The following is a 16,225-nucleotide window of genomic DNA, read 5'->3' on the forward strand; positions in this document are numbered from 1 at the left end:
CCGCGCGCGATCGACGAGCGCGTGCGGGCGGAGTGCTCAGCCCGCCGCGATCCACGATCGCGTGAAGCCGAGCACGCCGCTGCCGTCGGTGTCGGCGAGCGAGACGCCGACGAACCGCGTCGCCCCCTCCGAGCTCTGCCAGCGAAAGCGGTATTCGTCGGAGAGGACTGCCGCCGCGATCGCCGCCCCCGCGGATTCGGCGGACTGCGCGTTCGCGAAGGCCCCGGTGCTGCGCGCGATGTACGCATCCAGGAGCGAACCGTAGGGACCACCGCTCTCCGGCCGGATCGCGTTCTCGACGAAGGCGCTGGCGACCGCGGCTGGCTCGATCACGCTGATCCCGACACCGAAGCGCTCGGCGACCACCGCGAGCGACTGCATGAAGCCCTCCACGGCGAACTTCGCCCCGCAGTAGGCGTCGGCGAACGGCTGGCCGACCGCCCCGCCGACACTCGTCACCGTGAGGATGCGGCCGTTGCCACGCTCGCGCATCCCCGGCAGCACGAGCTTGGCGAGGTTGACCGGCGCCAGGTAGTTGATGTCGAGCTGCGCCTGGATCTGCTCCATCGTCAGCTGCTCGGCGGTGGCGACGTTCCCCTGTCCGGCGTTGTTCACCAGGACGCGGATGCCGCCGAGCTCCGCCTCGATCTCGGCCACCAGCCGGGCCGCGGCCGCATGATCCACGACGTCGAGGGCGCGCACGTCGACCTCGACGCCCGCCTCGGCCGCAGCGTCCCGCAACGCCCCGGCCTTCCCGGTGTCGCGCATGGTCGCGACGACGTGCAGGCCTCGTCGTGCCAGTTCGACGGCGGCGTGGAGTCCCATTCCGGACGAGGTGCCGGTGATCAGTGCGATGTCGTTCATCAGGCGACTCTACGACCCGCGGTCCGGAATCCCCTGACGGTCACGACCCTGGACTGACGCATGCACCCGCTTCCAGCTAACTTGCACGTTGATGTGCACGTAATGTGTAAACTCGTCCTGTGAAACAGAGCTGGCGGGTCTACAAGCGCGACGTCAAGAGACTCTCCCGCGTCCCCAAAGCGTGGATCATCATCATCGGGGTGCTCATCACCCCTGCCCTGTACGCATGGTTCAACATCAACGCGTTCTGGGACCCCTACGCCCACACAGCGAACATCCGCGTGGCGGTCGTCGACCTCGACGAGGGCGCCACCTCCGACCTCACCGGCCACATCGACATCGGCGCGCAGGTGACGGAGCAGCTCGAGGACAACGACCAGCTCGGCTGGACCTTCATGGGCGAAGACGAGGCCCAGGAGGCCGTGAAGAAGGGCGACGTCTATGCGGCCATCGTCATCCCCGCCGCATTCAGCGAAGACCTGCTCAGCATCACCAGCGGCGACTTCACGCAGCCGTCGCTGCAGTATTACGTCAACGAGAAGGCCGGGGCGATCGCGCCGAAGATCACCGACGTCGGCGCCTCCGAGCTCGACAAGCAGGTCACGAGCGCGTTCAAGGAGCAGGTGGCACTCGCGGCGACGAACGCACTCAAGGACGTCGGCGACTCCACCGAGCTGCGGCTGCTGAACGCGAGGGACAACACCCTCGATGCGTTCGACCAGGCGACACAGACACTCGCCTCGGCCCGCGAGAACCTCGCCGAGACCCAGGACGGGCTCGCCTCCTCGCGCGGCACGCTCTCGTCCGCACGGAACACGCTCGGCGACGTCGACAAGACGCTCGGCGATGTGCAGAAGTCGCTCGCCCAGACGCAGTCGATCATCGCGGAGACGCAGAAGGAGGTGATCGCGTTCAGCGACAGTGCCACCACCGCGTTCCTGCGGGGCACGACGCTGCTCGCCGACGTCTCATCGAAGGCGAACGTCTCGATCACCCGTCTCACCCAGAGCCTCGAGCAGGCGGGGGTGCGCATCGACGCCGGGATCGACGACGTCTCGAACGTGCTGAAGGCGAACGAGGCGGCGGTCGCCCGGCTGCAGGCGCTCCTGGACGACACCGACCTCAGCGAGGACACGAAGCAGCGCCTGACCGAGGTCATCGCCTCGCTGCAGCAGCGCAACGCCACCGACCAGCAGCTGCTCGCCGACCTCAAGGACCTCAAGACCGCCGCCTCCGACACGGTGCGCTCCGTTCAGGCGACAGCCGACGCGGTCGACCAGGCGATGCAGGACACCCGCGACGCCTCATCGGCGATGCGCGACATCCTCACCCGCACCGTCCCCTCACTGAACAGCGCCATGTCGCAGCTGTCGGCGAGCGTCGGATCGTTCTCAGGGGCGCTGGACGCGCAGAAGGGCGTCCTCGCACAGGCCGATCAACTGCTGGCAGGGTTGGACTCGCAACTCGTCGCCACCTCGTCGGCACTGGAGAGCTTCGACAACGACCTCGCGGGCATCGAGCAGGGTCTGCAGACGTCGCGCACCGACGTCGTCGCGCTCAACGCTGCATCCGAATGGGGCCTGCTCGGTACCCTGACCGATCTGGAACCCGAGCAGATCGCCCAGTTCATCTCCTCTCCGGTCGAGGTCGACGAGCACCTGGTGTTCCCGGTCGACACCTACGGGTCGGCGATGGCCGCGCTCTTCACGAACCTCTCGCTGTGGATCGGCTCCTTCGTGCTGATGGTGATCTTCCGCGTCGAGGTCGACACGGAGGGCGTCGAGGGCGTCACGGTGCGCGAGGCCTACTTCGGCCGCTTCTTCCTCTTCGCGACGCTCGCCGTGGGCCAGGCGCTGATCGTGTGCATCGGAAACCTCATCATCGGCGTGCAGACCGTGAGCGCCGCCGCGTTCGTTGGCACCGGTGTGCTCATCGCCCTCGCGTACGTGAGCATCATCTACGCCCTCTGCGTCGCGTTCGGGCACGTCGGCCGCGGTCTGTGCATCCTGCTGGTGATCATGCAGATCCCCGGTGCGTCCGGCCTGTACCCGATCGAGCTGATGCCCGGATTCTTCCGTGCGATCTATCCCCTCCTCCCCTTCTCCTACGGCATCGACGCCATGCGGGAGACGATCGGGGGCTTCTACGACGGCCACTACTGGCGCTTCCTCGGCGCCCTCGCCGTGTTCGTCGCCCTCGCCTTCCTCCTCGGACTCGTCCTGCGTCGCCGCCTCGCGAACTTCACCCTGCTCTTCAACCGGCAGGTGCTCTCGACCGACCTCCTCATCGGCGAGAAGGTGCAGGTCGTCGGCAGCGGATACCGGCTCACCGACGTCATCCGGGCGCTGTCGAACCGCGCCGAGTACCGCGACGACCTCGCTCGGCGGGCCGAGCCGTTCACACGCCGCTACCCGACGCTGCTGAAGGCGACAGTGCTCACGGGTGTCGCGGGGCTCGTCGTTCTCGGCGTCCTCACCTGGGCGCTCCCCGGATCGAAAGCGCTGCTGCTGGGACTGTGGACCCTCTGGATACTGCTCGTGATCGGGTTCCTCGTGGCCATCGAGTACATCAAGCACAGCTTCGAGCACGGCGCAGAGGTCGCTGCTCTCGACGACGCCGAACTGCGCCAGCTCGCTCTCGCCGGCCCCGCCGGCCCTGCAGCGGTTCTGCGACCCACGGCTGATGAGTCGTCCGCCACCGTCCCGTACGTACCGGTCGCCCCGGTCGCACCGGTCGCACCCGCTGAGGCGGATGACCGGGACACCTCCGAGGCGCCGCTCGCCGGCGCCGAGGCCGACGCACTGCTCACGGAGTGGTTCGATCCGGAAGCACAGTCGGAGACCACCGGCGACACGGAAGCGGAACCGGAGGCCGACCCCGCGGCTTCCGAGCCGACGGAGGAAGCGACCGCCACCGAGGCGGCAGACGACCCGCTCCCCCCGGAGGAAGAGGCACCCACCGCAGACGACGAGCCCGCCGACGACGAGCCCACAGAAGGGGAGGACCGCGCGTGAAGGACATCCTGCACCTGACGGCCCGCGACATGCGTCACGCGACCCAGAACGTGATGGCGTGCATCGTCCTGTTCGGCCTGGTCGTCATCCCCTCCCTGTTCACCTGGTTCAACGTCATCGCCAGCTGGGACCCGTTCGCGAACACCAAGGACCTGAAGATCGCCGTCGCCAGCACCGACGCCGGGTACGAGAGCGACCTGGTCCCGATCCGGGTGAACGTCGGCGAGCAGGTCCTCTCCCAGCTCCGCGGGAACGAGCAGCTCGACTGGGTGATCACCGATGAGCACGACGCGATCGATGGGACCAAGTCGGGCGAGTACTACGCCGCCATCGTGCTGCCCGAGACGTTCAGCGCCGACATGCTGACGTTCTACGCCGACGGCGGCGACCGCACGCACATCGCGCTCTACACGAACGAGAAGAAGAACGCCCTGGCGCCGAAGATCACCGGCCAGGGCGCGGAGGGGGTGTCGTCCGCGATCAGCGACACGTTCGCCGAGACACTCGGCGACGTGGCGCTCGGCCTCGTCTCGTCGATGTCGGACTACCTCACCGATGAAGACACGCAGGCGACGCTCACGCGCATCGAGACTCGACTGGGAAGCGTGGGCGCTCAGCTGCGCTCGGGCGCGCGCACGGCCGACACGTTCACGGCCCTGCTCGAGACGAGCCGACCGCTGCTGGACAGCGCGTCGGCCCTGGTCGACGAGGCCGGCGACGCGTTCTCGGACACCTCGGGCGCTCTCGGCAGCGGAGTGGATGCGGCGAGCACGCTGAAATCGACCCTGCAGACGGCGGCGCAGTCGCTGGCGGACGCCCTCGCGGCCACATCGAACAGCTACGACGCGGTGGGCCAGCGCATCGACGAGCTCTACGCAGGTGCCGCCTCGCTCAGCGGCAGCCAGGTGCAGGCGATCACCACGCTCGCGGAGCGCGTGCAGCAGCAGATCGATCAGTATGCCGCGGTGAAGAACACGCTGGTGACGCAGGTCGGACCGAACCTTCCCGAATCCGCCCAGCCCGACTTCGACGCCGTGATCAGCCGACTCGACGAGGCGATCGCGCGGCAGCAGGCGCTGCAGCAGCGCCTGCAGACTGCGGCGACCGAGATCGCGGCCGGCAACGACTCGGCACAGAGCTCGCACCAGGAGATCACGGCGGCGATCGCCGAGGCCAAGAAGGCGATCGCCGACGCCCGGAGCACCTACGACGACGGGCTGAAGGCGCAGCTGAACGCCCTGTCGTCCACGCTCACGCAGATCGGGTCCGATGTGTCGGCGATCCGCTCCGACCTGTCCGGCATCACCTCCGGGCTGTCCGGAGCATCCGACTCCGTGCTGTCGACGCTGTCGCGAGCGCAGGAGGCCACGACGCAGCTGTCCGCATCGTTGAACGCCCTGGCCGACAGGTTCGACACCGTGCAGCAGTCGATCGCGAAGGCCGCGGACACCGGCGATCTCAGCGCGCTGATCGGCGCCGATCCGGGTGTGCTGGCCACGTCGCTCGCCGAGCCCGTGCGCCTCGATCGCACCGCGGTCTTCCCCGTGGCCGGGTTCGGTGCGGCCATGGCCCCGCTGTACATGATCCTCGCCCTGTGGGTCGGTGCCCTTCTGATGACGGTGACGATCCGCGTCGATCTGAACGCCGAGACGCTCCCCGACCGCCCCGAACTCACGCCGACGCAGAAGTACCTCGGCCGCTACGGCATCTTCGGTCTGGTCGGTCTCGCGCAGAGCACGTTGCTGACGCTCGGCCTGATCCTCTTCGTCCAGATCGAACCCGCGCATCCGCTTCTGCTGATCCTGGCCGGGTGGGCGATCTCGACCGTGTTCACGCTCATCGTGTACACGGCGGTGGTCGCGTTCGGCAACGCGGGCAAGGCGCTCGCCGTGCTGCTGCTCGTGATCCAGATCTCCGGGTCGGGCGGTGCGTACCCCCTGCAGCTGCTTCCGGACTGGTTCCAGAGCGTCAGTCCCTTCCTCCCCGCGACCTATGCCGTGAACATGGTGAGATCGGCGATCGCCGGCGTCTACCAGGCCGACTTCTGGTGGGCGCTCGGCGCACTCGCGCTGTTCATCGTTCCGGCGCTGCTCCTCGGACTCGTGCTGCGGCGTCCGTTGATGACCTACAACCGCAAACTGGTCGAGGCGCTCGCGTCGACCAAGCTGATGTCCTGATCCCCGCGCCCCCGAAGGACCCGAAGTGACCGCACCGAACCCGCCGCGTCGACGCGACGCCCTGGCCAACCGGGAAGCCCTGCTGCGCGCGGCGCAGTCGGTGCTCGCGACCAACCCCACGGCGTCGCTCGATGTCATCGCGCAGGCGGCAGGCCTCACCCGCCGCGCCGTCTACGGACACTTCGCCGACCGCGACAGCCTGCTCCGCGAGGTGATCGCGGTCGGTGCGCAGCGGTTCAACGCGATCGCCGAGACGACCGACGAGTCCGACCCCCGGGTGACCCTGGCACGGATGGCGACGCGGCTGTGGCGGGAGGCCTCCGCCGTGCGCGCCTCGGCCAACATCGCCCTCGACGATGCGCATCTGGCCGATACGGTGCTCGCCCTGGCGCCGCTGCGTCGCCGCATCCGCGATCTGACCAGCGTCGGAGTGGACTCGGGGGCGTTCCGGGGAGACATGCCGGCCGATCTGCTCGCCTTCCTCATCGAGGAGACCGCCAGAGCAACGCTGCGCGAACTGCGGCTCACCACGACCGACGCCGATTCGACCGTCGTCCGCGTGGTGCTGAGCATCGTGGGCCTCTCATGGACCGAGCAGGCCGAGCTCATCGCCGCGCACCCCGAGGTCTTCGCGCAGGACTGAACCCTGCGTCCCACACCGAGAGCTGCGACACCGAGATCTGCGACACCGAGATCTGCGCGCAGTGCGGGGCTCTGGAGCAGGGCCGAGGGACTGTTCCCGGCCCGCCCGACCCGGACGCGTGACCGCTCAGACGATCGCGTCGTCGTGCCGCGGCACCCCGTCCTCATCCAGGACCTCATCCGGGTCCGTCTCCACCGACGATGAGGACCGATCATCCGCGCGCACACGGAACCAGAGCGTGAGCTCGGTCAACGCTCTCACCGCTGTGCCGACATCCGATCCCGTATCCAGATCTGCGAAGGAGTCCCGGTACCCGGTGGGAGCACTCGCGCGGCGCTGCAGTGGCCGATACCCCATGGTCCAGTCCGCGAACCGACGCTCGCGGATCGGTTCCTCCAGGAGCACCCGCAGACCATGGTGTCGGGAATCCCCTCGGATGCTCTCGAGCACGCGCGCCACGGTGTCCGGATTCCCTTCCAGCACCTGAATGAACCGCCCCTCCCGGTGAAGGAGCATCCCGGTGATGCCCCGTCGAAGATTGAGACGTCGACACACGGTCAGCAGATGCTCGAGAGCCGTCGCGCGAAGCGGCTGAGACGCGGTGCTCGTGTACACCAAGGAGATCAACCCGGGTGCCGTGCCGCCGTTCACAGCGCCACCCCCTGCTCACCGTCGTGGACCGTCGGCGAGGGCTCCCCCGTCAGCTGCTCCACCGCGTTCGTGGCTGCTGCCAGCGTCGCGAAGTCGCCGAGCATACGGGACCGGGCGTCGAACGCGCGATACGCGCCGCCCGCCTGCCTGTCGACATATCCGAGGAAGTCGCCGCGGCGGCTCCCGACGTGGAAGCCCTCCTCGACGCACGCCCAGAGGACGTCATGATCAGGTGGGGCAGAGTGCGGCACCCCAGCAGAATATGCGTGCGGCGCGCTCACCGCGCTCCCCTTTACAGCGGCCCCGCGGGTGCGCTAAGCGCGGGTACCGTGCTCGATGTCGATGTCGACCGCGGGAATCCCGAATCCGCCGTCGTCCTCGTCGTCGCCGGGGGTCCGCTGCGGGAACAGGGGGTGCATGCGGATCTGGGCGGCGTCTTCGGAGAAGTCGGGGTCATCGCCGTCGGAGGTCTGCGGACCGACGAGCAGATCGTTGCCGACGCCGACGATCAGGTCAGCGGAGTCCTTCTTCCCGTCCACCACGATGGGAAGCCGCAGAGCCGCCGACTCCCCTTCACTCGCGAGGGCGGCGGCGAGAGCGACGAGCGCCTCGGCGACGTCGTCCGTCGTGACCACCTGTTGGCCTGCGTACGATACGAGTTTCATGTCTTCGACGGTGCCATCACGCGGGGCAGGCCCCAAGGGGGTTGTGCGGACCACGTCCGACGCGCTAACCGCGAGCGAGTGCGCCCACGACCGGACAGCCTTCCCCCGATCACGCGCCCGGGCGGGAGAATGGAGCATATGTCCGCGAGATCCCGCCGGCCGCTGTTCTCCTCCGTGCGCCGTCTGCTGCACACCGATCCCTCGGCCGTCGCGCACACCGAGGCGATGCCCGTCATCGACGAGCGCACGGTCCCCCGGGTGCTCGATCTCGCGACCCGCATCGGTGAATCGATGTTCGCCGTCGGCGCCTCAGCACACGAGGTCACGCTCGCGATCACCCGTGTGTGTGATGCCTACGGGATGCGGGGCGTGCAGGTCGACGTCACCTACAACTCGATCACGGTGTCGTTCCATCTGAGCGGCGAGGTCTGGCCCGAGACCCTCGTGCGCGTCGTGCGTGTCACCGCTCCCGATCACGCGAAGCTGCAGCGCGTGCAGGCCCTGGTCGCCGACATCGACGGCGGCCTCGACCTCGAATCCGCGCGCACCACGTTCCGCGCCATCCGGCGGGTGCCGTTCCGCTACCAGCAGCCGGTCGTGATCGTCGCGCGCGCCCTGCTCGCCGTCGGCGTCAGCATCATGCTCGGCGCCGCCCCGATCATCGTCGGTCTCACGTTCGTCGCGGCGCTGTGCGCGGCACTGACACAGGCGGGGCTCGCGCGACTCCGGGTGCCGCTGTTCTTCAGCCAGATCGCCGGAGGATTCGTGACCACGGTCGTGGCTGTCGTGGTCTCCGCGCTCGGTACCGCCGGGATCGAACCGTTCGTCGGCATCCGCCCGTCGATCATCGTCGCCTCCGGCATCGTGCTGATGCTCGCCGGCCTGACCGTGGTCGGCGCCGCGCAGGACGCGATCGACGGCTTCGCCCTCACGGCCGGCGGACGCATCCTCGATCTCACCATGCAGACCCTCGGCGTGGTGATCGGCATCCTCGTCGGCCTGGAACTCGGCGGCGTCCTGGGCTTCACCATGGACCTCCCCGACGACCCCGCGCCGTTCGGACCGCTCGTGAACCAGTTCGCCGGAGCGATCATCATCGCGGTCGCCGTAGCCGTGTTCAACGGTGCCGGCATACGGATCATCCTCGTCAGCGCGCTGCTCAGCGCTGTCACCCTCGCCGGCTACTCGACATCGGTGGCGCTGAACCTGCACCCCGCGGCGGCGAGCGCGGTCGGTGCCCTGCTGGCGAGCTTCCTCGGGATGCTGATCGCACGCAACCTGCACGTGCCCTCGGTCGCGGTGACCACCGCCGCGATCGTGCCGCTCGTCCCCGGAGTCGCGGTGTTCCAGGGGCTGCTCGAGATGGTCCACGCCGCCGGCACCTCCACGGGCATGCTGCTCGCGGGGGGATCGCTCATCGATGCGGCGGTCATCGGCATCGGCCTGGCCTCCGGCGCCTCGCTCGGCCTCTATCTCGGCACCCCGGTGCGTGCCACGCTCGCGAGCGTGGCGAAGACGCGGGCCCGCGTCCGCCGCTGATCGGCGCCCACGGTGTTAGCTGCTCGTCGAGTGCACGGGATCTCGCCGAATGCACGGGGGGTTCGCGTCGACAGACCGTGCACTCGCGCGCACGCCGTGCACTCGGTGAACCGCGAGCACCGCGGGTTGAGCAATATATCGGTTCGGATTACAATTCCAGTGAATTCTGGCGGGCTGAAGAGCGCCCGTTGACCGCGCGGACGCATGCCCCGCGCCGCGCGGGGTGGTGCGCTCCTCGGCAGCCGATACCGGTCCACCGATGGGAGTGTTGAGTTGTTCACAATGCCCGATCCCCGATTCGAGCTGAGGAAGATCACCGATACCGAGTGGCTGATCCTCGATCACCGCTATGCCCAGAATGACTCGCGACGCACGGTCGCGTGCATCTATGAGGTCGATGCCGCGGAGGTGGAGGTCGTCTGGCTACGAGACCTCCCGCTCGCGAGTTCGTACATGACTGCCGCCGACGTGTGGGAAGACGTCCAGCGGTTCCATGCGCCGCGCCGCGCCGCGCCGGCCGACCGATCCCGATCCCGCATCATCCGCCCCTCGCGACCGCCTGACCGGGCGATCACGCTCACGCAGGCGGGATTCTCCGCTCGCTCGCGCACGCCTGTCAACGGGCAGACGTGCACGCCTCACAGAGGCAAGACTGGGCGATCAATCCACCTCGGCGAACGGAGAACATGATGTCAGACCCGCAGGACCACACGGACGACACACCCGCAGTCGAAGCCCAAGGCATCGATCCCGACATGCCCTCGACCGACGACGGCCCCGAGACAGACGAGGACGACGACGAGAACGAGGACGAGAACGACAACCTCGGTGCGGAGAAGGGCAAGGGCACTCCGCCCACGGTGCCGCCCACGGGCGGTGGCTCCGAGGGCGTTCACGCCGAGGATGCTCGACGCGACTGACCGGAGTGGAGCGCCGTTGCATGCTCCCGCTCCAGGGACGGTGACGCGGGCTTCGGGCTCAGAGAAACGGGTGCCGGGCTCGGAGAAGTGAATGGCGGACGGCGGGGACGGGAACGATCTCCGACTGTTCGCCGATCACTTTTAGCCGAGCTGATCGAGGACGAGTTCTCCGCGGGCGTTGAGGTTCTCCATCATCCGCTCGATGCGCTTGGTGTCGATCTCGGGCATCTTGGAGCCGTCGAAAGCGAGCGCCAGCGGAATCGCGGGGTGCATCCAGATGGTGAGCCGACCGGCAGGGTTCTTCTCCTCCGGCAGCCACGTCATCATGAAGCTCTCGTGTCGACGGAGCTTCGTGCCGATCACGATCTTCAGGTGCGCCAACGTCGCATCGTCGATCACGATCGGAGGGCGTGAACTGTTGTACTCGAGAGTTCCCATGCTCCGAGAATACGCGCCTCTGCGCGTCTCCGAGCCCGATGTCGATGCGTGATCGAGGCCGGACGGCCACCACCAGGCAGCCGCCTCTCAGTGTCCGTGCGCAAGCTGTTGGATCAGAACGACAACGCTGCCGAGCGCAACGAGGATTCCGAGCGCGATGGCCTGTTTCCACCATGGAGCGTCGGTCCGGCGTACGGCCACGTAGCCGATCAGTCCGAGGATCGCGACGTAGGTGATCGATGCGATCGTGAGAGCGGTTCCCAGATCGATCCACCCCAGTACAGCGAGGAGAAGGACGAGGAGAGGCACCGCCGCTGAAGCCATCGCCGTCCCGGTCAGACGAAGGAGTCGGCCGAACTCGCGGCGGTCAGGGAAGGTCGCATGCACGGCCAGGTGCGCCAGCAGCTCCGCGACGAATCCAGCGATGGCGATCGCGACGATTCCGACGAGGAGCGTGATGGTCGCGCGACCGGCGTCGGTGTGGGCGACGTTCGAGTTCTGGACGAGCACGATGGCGAGCCCCGTGAACGTGGCATAGACCCGCTCCTTGATCGACGCGGTGTCCACCCCCACCTCCTCGTCGTGGGTGCGCCCGTCGTCGGAAAACTGCATGCGCCGCAGATTATCAGCCATCCCCCGCGGGCCCATGTCGGATGTCGTAGCCTCGACGCATGGTGAGCCCCAGCGACAGCGCGGTCGTCGAAGCCCGGTCTGCTCCGCGGACCACGGCCGGACGTTCGCTGGCGGTGATCGGGCTGACGATCCCGCTCATGCTTCTGATCGACTACGCGGTGTCCTACGCAACGGTCGTCGCCCTCTTCGGCGGTCTGCCGTTCGTGCTGATCGCGGCGATCCTCATCGCGTTCGCCGTGCTCGCAGGCGGTATCGCGCTCCTGAGCACGGCGTTCACGGGACGGCCGGCGATCCTCGGTGGAGTGGTCGCTGCCGGGGTGCTCACGTGCGCGGGGGCGTTCGGCCTCGTGCACGGCATCCTCGGTCCTCTGGCTCTTCAGACCGATGCCCTGCTGCATGTCGCGGTGTGTGCTCTCGCGGCTCTCACGTTGGGAATCTTCCTCGGGCCGATGCCGCTGCAGGTCGCGGGCGCGGTGTCCGCCGCGGCGCTGGTGGCCGTGCTGGCCCTCGTCCCGACACCGACCGAGACCGCGGCCGTCGATCGCGCGAATGCCGAGGCCGACCGTTCGGCCGAGGTGAAGGCGAGCTGGATCAGGTCGGGGAAGTTCCCGCTCGTGACCGACCTCGCCGGGTGGTCGAACGTCGAAGTCAGAGCGACCGGGACCGATGCCGCCACCTGGGTGCGCAGTGACACCGGCTCCGTCGCACGCATCATCATCCAGTGGAACGCGGTCGAACCCGACCCCCTCGCGCCGTGCAACTTCATCGGCGGACCCGGGCGGGAGTGGGATCGGGGTCCCGACCAGCTGCCTTCGTGGTGCGTGCGCACAGGCGACCAGTGGTCGCGGTCAGACGGTACTGCCGTCTACAGCTACGACGCGGGCACCGGCACCACGATGTGGATCATGGCGTTCGGCGGGTACGACGCCGAACGTGTCGGCGGATCGAACGCTGCGACCGCGGAGGACATCGCCGCTCTGATCCCGTCGCTGCACCCGATGAGCCGGGAGGACGCGGAGCGCTACCTGCTTCCGACGTTCGACGGCATCGACAGCCCCGAGGTGCAGACGCCCGACCTGTGAGTCGACGTCACGCGTGAACCCCGCCGCCCGTTCAGGCGGAAGGCGCATGGGGCAGTGCCAGATCCACGAGGCTCACGACGAACTTCCCAGGCTCCTCGAACATGCACAGGTGTGCGGAGTTCTCGAACCAGACGACGTCCACCGACGGCGCCGACACTTCGTCGATCCAGCGTTCCACCGGAGCCGTCGGCGTGGTCCAGTCATGGCGTCCGAGGAACTGCAGCATCGGCACCGCGAACGAGGTCTTCGCACGAGCGTCGAAGGACAGCAGCGCCGGAAGCACGTGGGGCATGGTCACCTGTTGTCCGACGCCGATCAATGCCCGCTCATCAGCCGTGTAATACGGCGACAGCCCGGCCGCGTCCGTGAAGTAGGCGAAGTCTGAGCGGTAGGCGGAGAGTCCGCCGTAGTGCTGCGCCCATCTCCGGCACGTCACGATGCGCTCGATCGTGAGAGGCTGCGTGCCGGGATACTCGCCGAGCGACTGCAGTTCGGCGATGGCCTGCTCATTCCCGTCCGTGAGTGCGCTGCGCATCGCGAAACCGAAGCTCTCGGCCTCGTTCTCCGGACCGGAGATCACCTGCCCGACCCCGATGTAGGCCCAGAGAAGGTCCGGCCGCCGCTCCGCCAGGGCGAGGCCGATGATCGTTCCCCAGCTGTGCCCGAGCACGCCGACCGTACTCACCCCAAGTTCATGCCGGAGCCAGGCGATCAATTCCTCGAGGTCTTCGACGTACCGCTCGACGCTCAGATCCATCCCGTCGTGCGCCCCCGCCGCAGACCTCCCACTGGCGCGCTGGTCGTAGTTCACGACGGTGAAGTAGTCCTCGACCGCGCGTTGCCAGATCCACGATGACGGCAGCGAAGGGAGGGCCGGGCCGCCATGGCAGACGATGAGCACAGGGTTGTGGGTATCGCGCCCTCGAATCGCGACGAACTGCTCGACGCCGCCGAGCTCGACGAAGGTCGTGCGATCGATCGCTTCGGGATTCGGGAGGCGGCAGAGATCGGCGATCACTGCGGGGCCGTTTTCGTCGGTCATGCCGTCACACTAGCGAGACGTCGGTACGGTCTTCCCTCTCGCCGCCCTCTCGCTCGCCGACGCGTTCAGAGCAGTGCCGCGACCTTCTCTGCCGTCTCCTTCGCGGAGCCGGGGTTCTGGCCCGTGACGAGATTCCCATCGACGACGGCATAGGAGACGAACGGCAGCAGCGCCTTCTCGTACAGGGCGCCGCGCTTCTTCATCTCCTCCTCCGCGTTGTACGGCACGAGCTTGTCCACACGGGCCAGCACCTCCTCCTGCCAGGCGAAGCCGGTGACCTTGCGACCGTCGACAAGGAGAGAGCCGTCCGAGAGTCGCGTGTTGAGCAGACCGCAGTAGCCATGGCAGACCGAGGACACGATCCCTCCCCGCTCCCAGATCTCCCGTGTGATCCGCTGCAGGCCTTCACTCTCCGGGAAGTCGTACATCACCGCGTGACCCCCGGTGAAGAAGATCGCGTCGTAGTCGGCGGAATCGACTTGGGCGGGCCGTAGAGTGGTCGCCAGCAACGCCATGCGTGCGGGGTCGGCACGCCATGCCTTCGCGGTCTTGTCGTAGTTGGGGAACTTCAGCGACCGGGGCTCCAGCGGCGAGGGCCCGCCAGCCGGACTGACGATCCGCTGCTCGAAACCTCGCTCCTCGAAAACCTCCCATGCATGGCTGAGCTCCGACAACCAGAGCCCGGTGGCGTGGTCGGGGTCGTCGTAGTGTCCGACGTTGGTGACGACGTGCAGAATGCGTCTGGTCATGCGAGTCTCCCGGGGATCGAATCGACCGCCGATGGCGGTGCCGCACGGGTGGCGATCGCGAAGATCGCGGCAACGGACGACCGCACCCGCTCAGCCACCGCTTCGGAGGGTTCGGGACGGAACTTGCCGTCGAGGTGCAGGAAGGCGAGGCCGTGGGCCATGCTCCACAGAGCCGTGGACAGGCTCGGTGCGTCAGCCCCGGGGAACAGCGCTTCGATCACGTCATTCAACACGGCGTGCAACCCGTGGGACGCCCGCACACGGTCGCTGTCGGATTCGTCGCATTCGTTGCCGAACATCAGCCGGAAGACCGCGGGACGACGCAAGGCGAAGGTCACATAGGCGATTCCGAGCTGCGTGATGACGGCGGGCGCCGGCGAGGCGGCGGGGACTCGGTCCAGAGCGGAGGCGAGGTCGGCCTGCAGGTCCTTGAAACCTTCGACCGCGACGGCGGAGTCCAAGGCCTCCCGGTCGGCGAAGTGCCGATACGGGGCGGCCGGCGAGACCCCCGCCCGACGCGCGACGGCGCGAAGCGAAAACGGCTCCCCGGCCTCGAGAGCCTGTATCGCCGCATCCAGAAGAGCTGCACGGAGATCGCCGTGATGGTAGGTCTTCTCAGAAGTTGACACCGATAACATCCCCTCGTACGATCATGTAAGCAGTGTAAACATACCGTGTCGGATATCGCAATCGAAAGTCGAGTCGAGGAATGCAGACCATACTGGGCGCGAACGGACAGATCGCCGTGGAACTCGCACGCGAGCTGAACCGGAACCACACGTCCGACCTCAGACTCGTCAGCCGCAACCCCCGCAAGGTCAACGCCACCGACACCCTCGTACGAGCCGATCTTCTCGACGCCGTACAGACCGCCGCCGCGGTCGACGGCAGCGACGTCGTCTACTTCACCGCCGGCCTGCCCGCAGACACCGAGCTGTGGGAACGGCAGTTCCCGACGATGGTGAGGAACGCCCTCGACGCGGCCCGCGCCGCCGGCGCGAGTTTCGCCTACTTCGACAACACCTACATGTACCCGCAGGATGACCGGCTGCAGACCGAGGACACGCCCTTCGAACCGGTCGGCCCGAAGGGCAGGGTGCGTGCAGCGATGGCGTCGATGGTGCTCGACGAGATGGCGCGCGGCGACATCCCCGTGCTGATCGCCCGCGCGCCGGAGTTCTACGGCCCCGGGCGGACGCAGAGCTTCACGAACGCGCTCGTCATCGACAGGATCAAGAGCGGCAAACGTCCGCTCCTACCGGTGCGCGACGACCGGCAGCGCACTCTGATCTGGACGCCGGACGCGAGTCGTGCCCTCGCGACGCTGGGCAACGCCGCCGATACCTTTCACCAGACGTGGCACCTCCCCACAGACTCCGACCGTCCCACCTATCGGCAGTTCGTCGCCATGGCAGAGTCCGCCTTCGGTCGACCAGCCGGGTCCGGGTACACCGTCGTCCCGAAGTGGGCGCTGAGCGCGGCCGGTCTCGCGTCTCGCCAGGCGCGTGAGATCAGAGAGCTCCTGCCGCGGTACGAGCACGACAACAGGTTCGACTCATCGAAGTTCGTCGGGCGATTCCCGGAGTTCGAGGTCACGAGCTACCGTCGCGGCGTCGACATCATCCGCGAAGAAGCGGTCGCGTCGAGCTTCTGACGGGGCGACGCTTACCGCCCGCTCGTCGGTGCCACGGGCTCGTGGACGTCCCTACGCGTTCGACCGCGCCTCATCCCGGAACTCGATCGCACTCACACGGTGAGTCCGCCATCACGATTCACCGATCCGAGAGCGATTCATCGCCGCGGTCAAC

16 protein-coding genes are annotated in these 16,225 nt (G+C 67.9%); 7 read left to right on the plus strand and 9 right to left on the minus strand.

The genetic code is table 11. The features are described 5' to 3' along the window. Positions 1 to 36 precede the first annotated feature (36 nt). Entirely contained in the window at positions 37 to 864 is an 828-nt protein-coding gene (locus L687_RS39030; RefSeq protein ID WP_021201280.1) for an SDR family NAD(P)-dependent oxidoreductase, read from the minus strand. Positions 865 to 983: 119 nt separating this feature from the next. Here L687_RS39030 and L687_RS39035 point away from each other — a divergent pair, with 119 nt between their 5' ends. From L687_RS39035 to L687_RS39045, 3 genes are read left to right on the plus strand one after another with little or no spacing between them, the layout of a single operon-like run. Further along, positions 984 to 3,878 carry a YhgE/Pip domain-containing protein gene (locus L687_RS39035; RefSeq protein ID WP_021201281.1) on the plus strand — a complete coding sequence of 965 codons (2,895 nt, stop codon included), beginning with the start codon at positions 984 to 986 and terminating at the stop codon, positions 3,876 to 3,878. Next, positions 3,875 to 6,055 (plus strand): YhgE/Pip domain-containing protein, encoded by a 2,181-nt coding sequence (locus L687_RS39040; protein ID WP_021201282.1) that lies wholly within the window; start codon positions 3,875 to 3,877, stop codon positions 6,053 to 6,055. Before L687_RS39035 ends, L687_RS39040 begins: the two co-directional genes overlap by 4 nt. 25 nt (positions 6,056 to 6,080) lie before the next feature. After that, complete coding sequence (locus L687_RS39045; RefSeq protein WP_021201283.1) at positions 6,081 to 6,698, plus strand: TetR/AcrR family transcriptional regulator; 618 nt, start codon at positions 6,081 to 6,083, stop codon at positions 6,696 to 6,698. 126 nt (positions 6,699 to 6,824) lie between these two features. Here L687_RS39045 and L687_RS0122080 read toward each other — a convergent pair whose 3' ends face one another. The 3 genes from L687_RS0122080 to L687_RS0122085 all read right to left on the minus strand — a co-directional run bounded on the left by L687_RS0122080 (position 6,825) and on the right by L687_RS0122085 (position 8,014). After that, a complete protein-coding gene (locus tag L687_RS0122080; protein WP_323131868.1) occupies positions 6,825 to 7,349 on the minus strand; it encodes a BLUF domain-containing protein in 525 nt (174 codons plus the stop codon). Next, positions 7,346 to 7,600 carry a hypothetical protein gene (locus tag L687_RS39050; protein WP_021201285.1) on the minus strand — a complete coding sequence of 85 codons (255 nt, stop codon included), beginning with the start codon at positions 7,598 to 7,600 and terminating at the stop codon, positions 7,346 to 7,348. Before L687_RS39050 ends, L687_RS0122080 begins: the two co-directional genes overlap by 4 nt. Before the next feature lie 63 nt (positions 7,601 to 7,663). Then, a complete protein-coding gene (locus L687_RS0122085; protein ID WP_021201286.1) occupies positions 7,664 to 8,014 on the minus strand; it encodes a hypothetical protein in 351 nt (116 codons plus the stop codon). A 138-nt stretch (positions 8,015 to 8,152) separates the two neighbouring features. Here L687_RS0122085 and L687_RS39055 point away from each other — a divergent pair, with 138 nt between their 5' ends. Further along, positions 8,153 to 9,553 carry a threonine/serine exporter family protein gene (locus tag L687_RS39055; RefSeq protein ID WP_021201287.1) on the plus strand — a complete coding sequence of 467 codons (1,401 nt, stop codon included), beginning with the start codon at positions 8,153 to 8,155 and terminating at the stop codon, positions 9,551 to 9,553. Positions 9,554 to 10,242: 689 nt separating this feature from the next. Next, positions 10,243 to 10,473, plus strand: a complete 231-nt coding sequence (locus tag L687_RS39065; RefSeq protein WP_021201289.1) for a hypothetical protein — start codon at positions 10,243 to 10,245, stop codon at positions 10,471 to 10,473. A 141-nt stretch (positions 10,474 to 10,614) separates the two neighbouring features. Here L687_RS39065 and L687_RS39070 read toward each other — a convergent pair whose 3' ends face one another. Both L687_RS39070 and L687_RS39075 read right to left on the minus strand, forming a co-directional pair. Next, positions 10,615 to 10,911, minus strand: coding sequence for a DUF7882 family protein (locus tag L687_RS39070; protein ID WP_021201290.1), 297 nt, complete (start codon positions 10,909 to 10,911; stop codon positions 10,615 to 10,617). An 87-nt stretch (positions 10,912 to 10,998) separates the two neighbouring features. Then, positions 10,999 to 11,523 (minus strand): hypothetical protein, encoded by a 525-nt coding sequence (locus L687_RS39075; protein ID WP_021201291.1) that lies wholly within the window; start codon positions 11,521 to 11,523, stop codon positions 10,999 to 11,001. Positions 11,524 to 11,582: 59 nt separating this feature from the next. On the opposite strand from L687_RS39075, the gene L687_RS39080 reads away from it, so the two are divergent. After that, a complete protein-coding gene (locus tag L687_RS39080) occupies positions 11,583 to 12,626 on the plus strand; it encodes a hypothetical protein (protein WP_021201292.1) in 1,044 nt (347 codons plus the stop codon). A gap of 31 nt (positions 12,627 to 12,657) precedes the next feature. Here L687_RS39080 and L687_RS39085 read toward each other — a convergent pair whose 3' ends face one another. The 3 genes from L687_RS39085 to L687_RS39095 all read right to left on the minus strand — a co-directional run bounded on the left by L687_RS39085 (position 12,658) and on the right by L687_RS39095 (position 15,046). Beyond that, positions 12,658 to 13,668, minus strand: a complete 1,011-nt coding sequence (locus tag L687_RS39085; protein ID WP_021201293.1) for an alpha/beta fold hydrolase — start codon at positions 13,666 to 13,668, stop codon at positions 12,658 to 12,660. Between the two features lie 65 nt (positions 13,669 to 13,733). Beyond that, positions 13,734 to 14,417 (minus strand): type 1 glutamine amidotransferase domain-containing protein, encoded by a 684-nt coding sequence (locus L687_RS39090; protein WP_021201294.1) that lies wholly within the window; start codon positions 14,415 to 14,417, stop codon positions 13,734 to 13,736. Continuing rightward, positions 14,414 to 15,046, minus strand: coding sequence for a TetR/AcrR family transcriptional regulator (locus L687_RS39095; RefSeq protein ID WP_021201295.1), 633 nt, complete (start codon positions 15,044 to 15,046; stop codon positions 14,414 to 14,416). The genes L687_RS39090 and L687_RS39095 overlap by 4 nt, the downstream gene beginning before the upstream one ends. An 80-nt stretch (positions 15,047 to 15,126) precedes the next feature. Between L687_RS39095 and L687_RS39100 the strand changes: the two genes are divergently transcribed. After that, on the plus strand, positions 15,127 to 16,071 hold the full coding sequence (locus tag L687_RS39100) for an NAD-dependent epimerase/dehydratase family protein (protein WP_021201296.1): 945 nt from the start codon (positions 15,127 to 15,129) through the stop codon (positions 16,069 to 16,071). The last annotated feature ends 154 nt before the right edge of the window (positions 16,072 to 16,225 follow it).

Source organism: Microbacterium maritypicum MF109 (genome assembly GCF_000455825.1).
GTDB classification, from domain to species: domain Bacteria; phylum Actinomycetota; class Actinomycetes; order Actinomycetales; family Microbacteriaceae; genus Microbacterium; species Microbacterium maritypicum_A.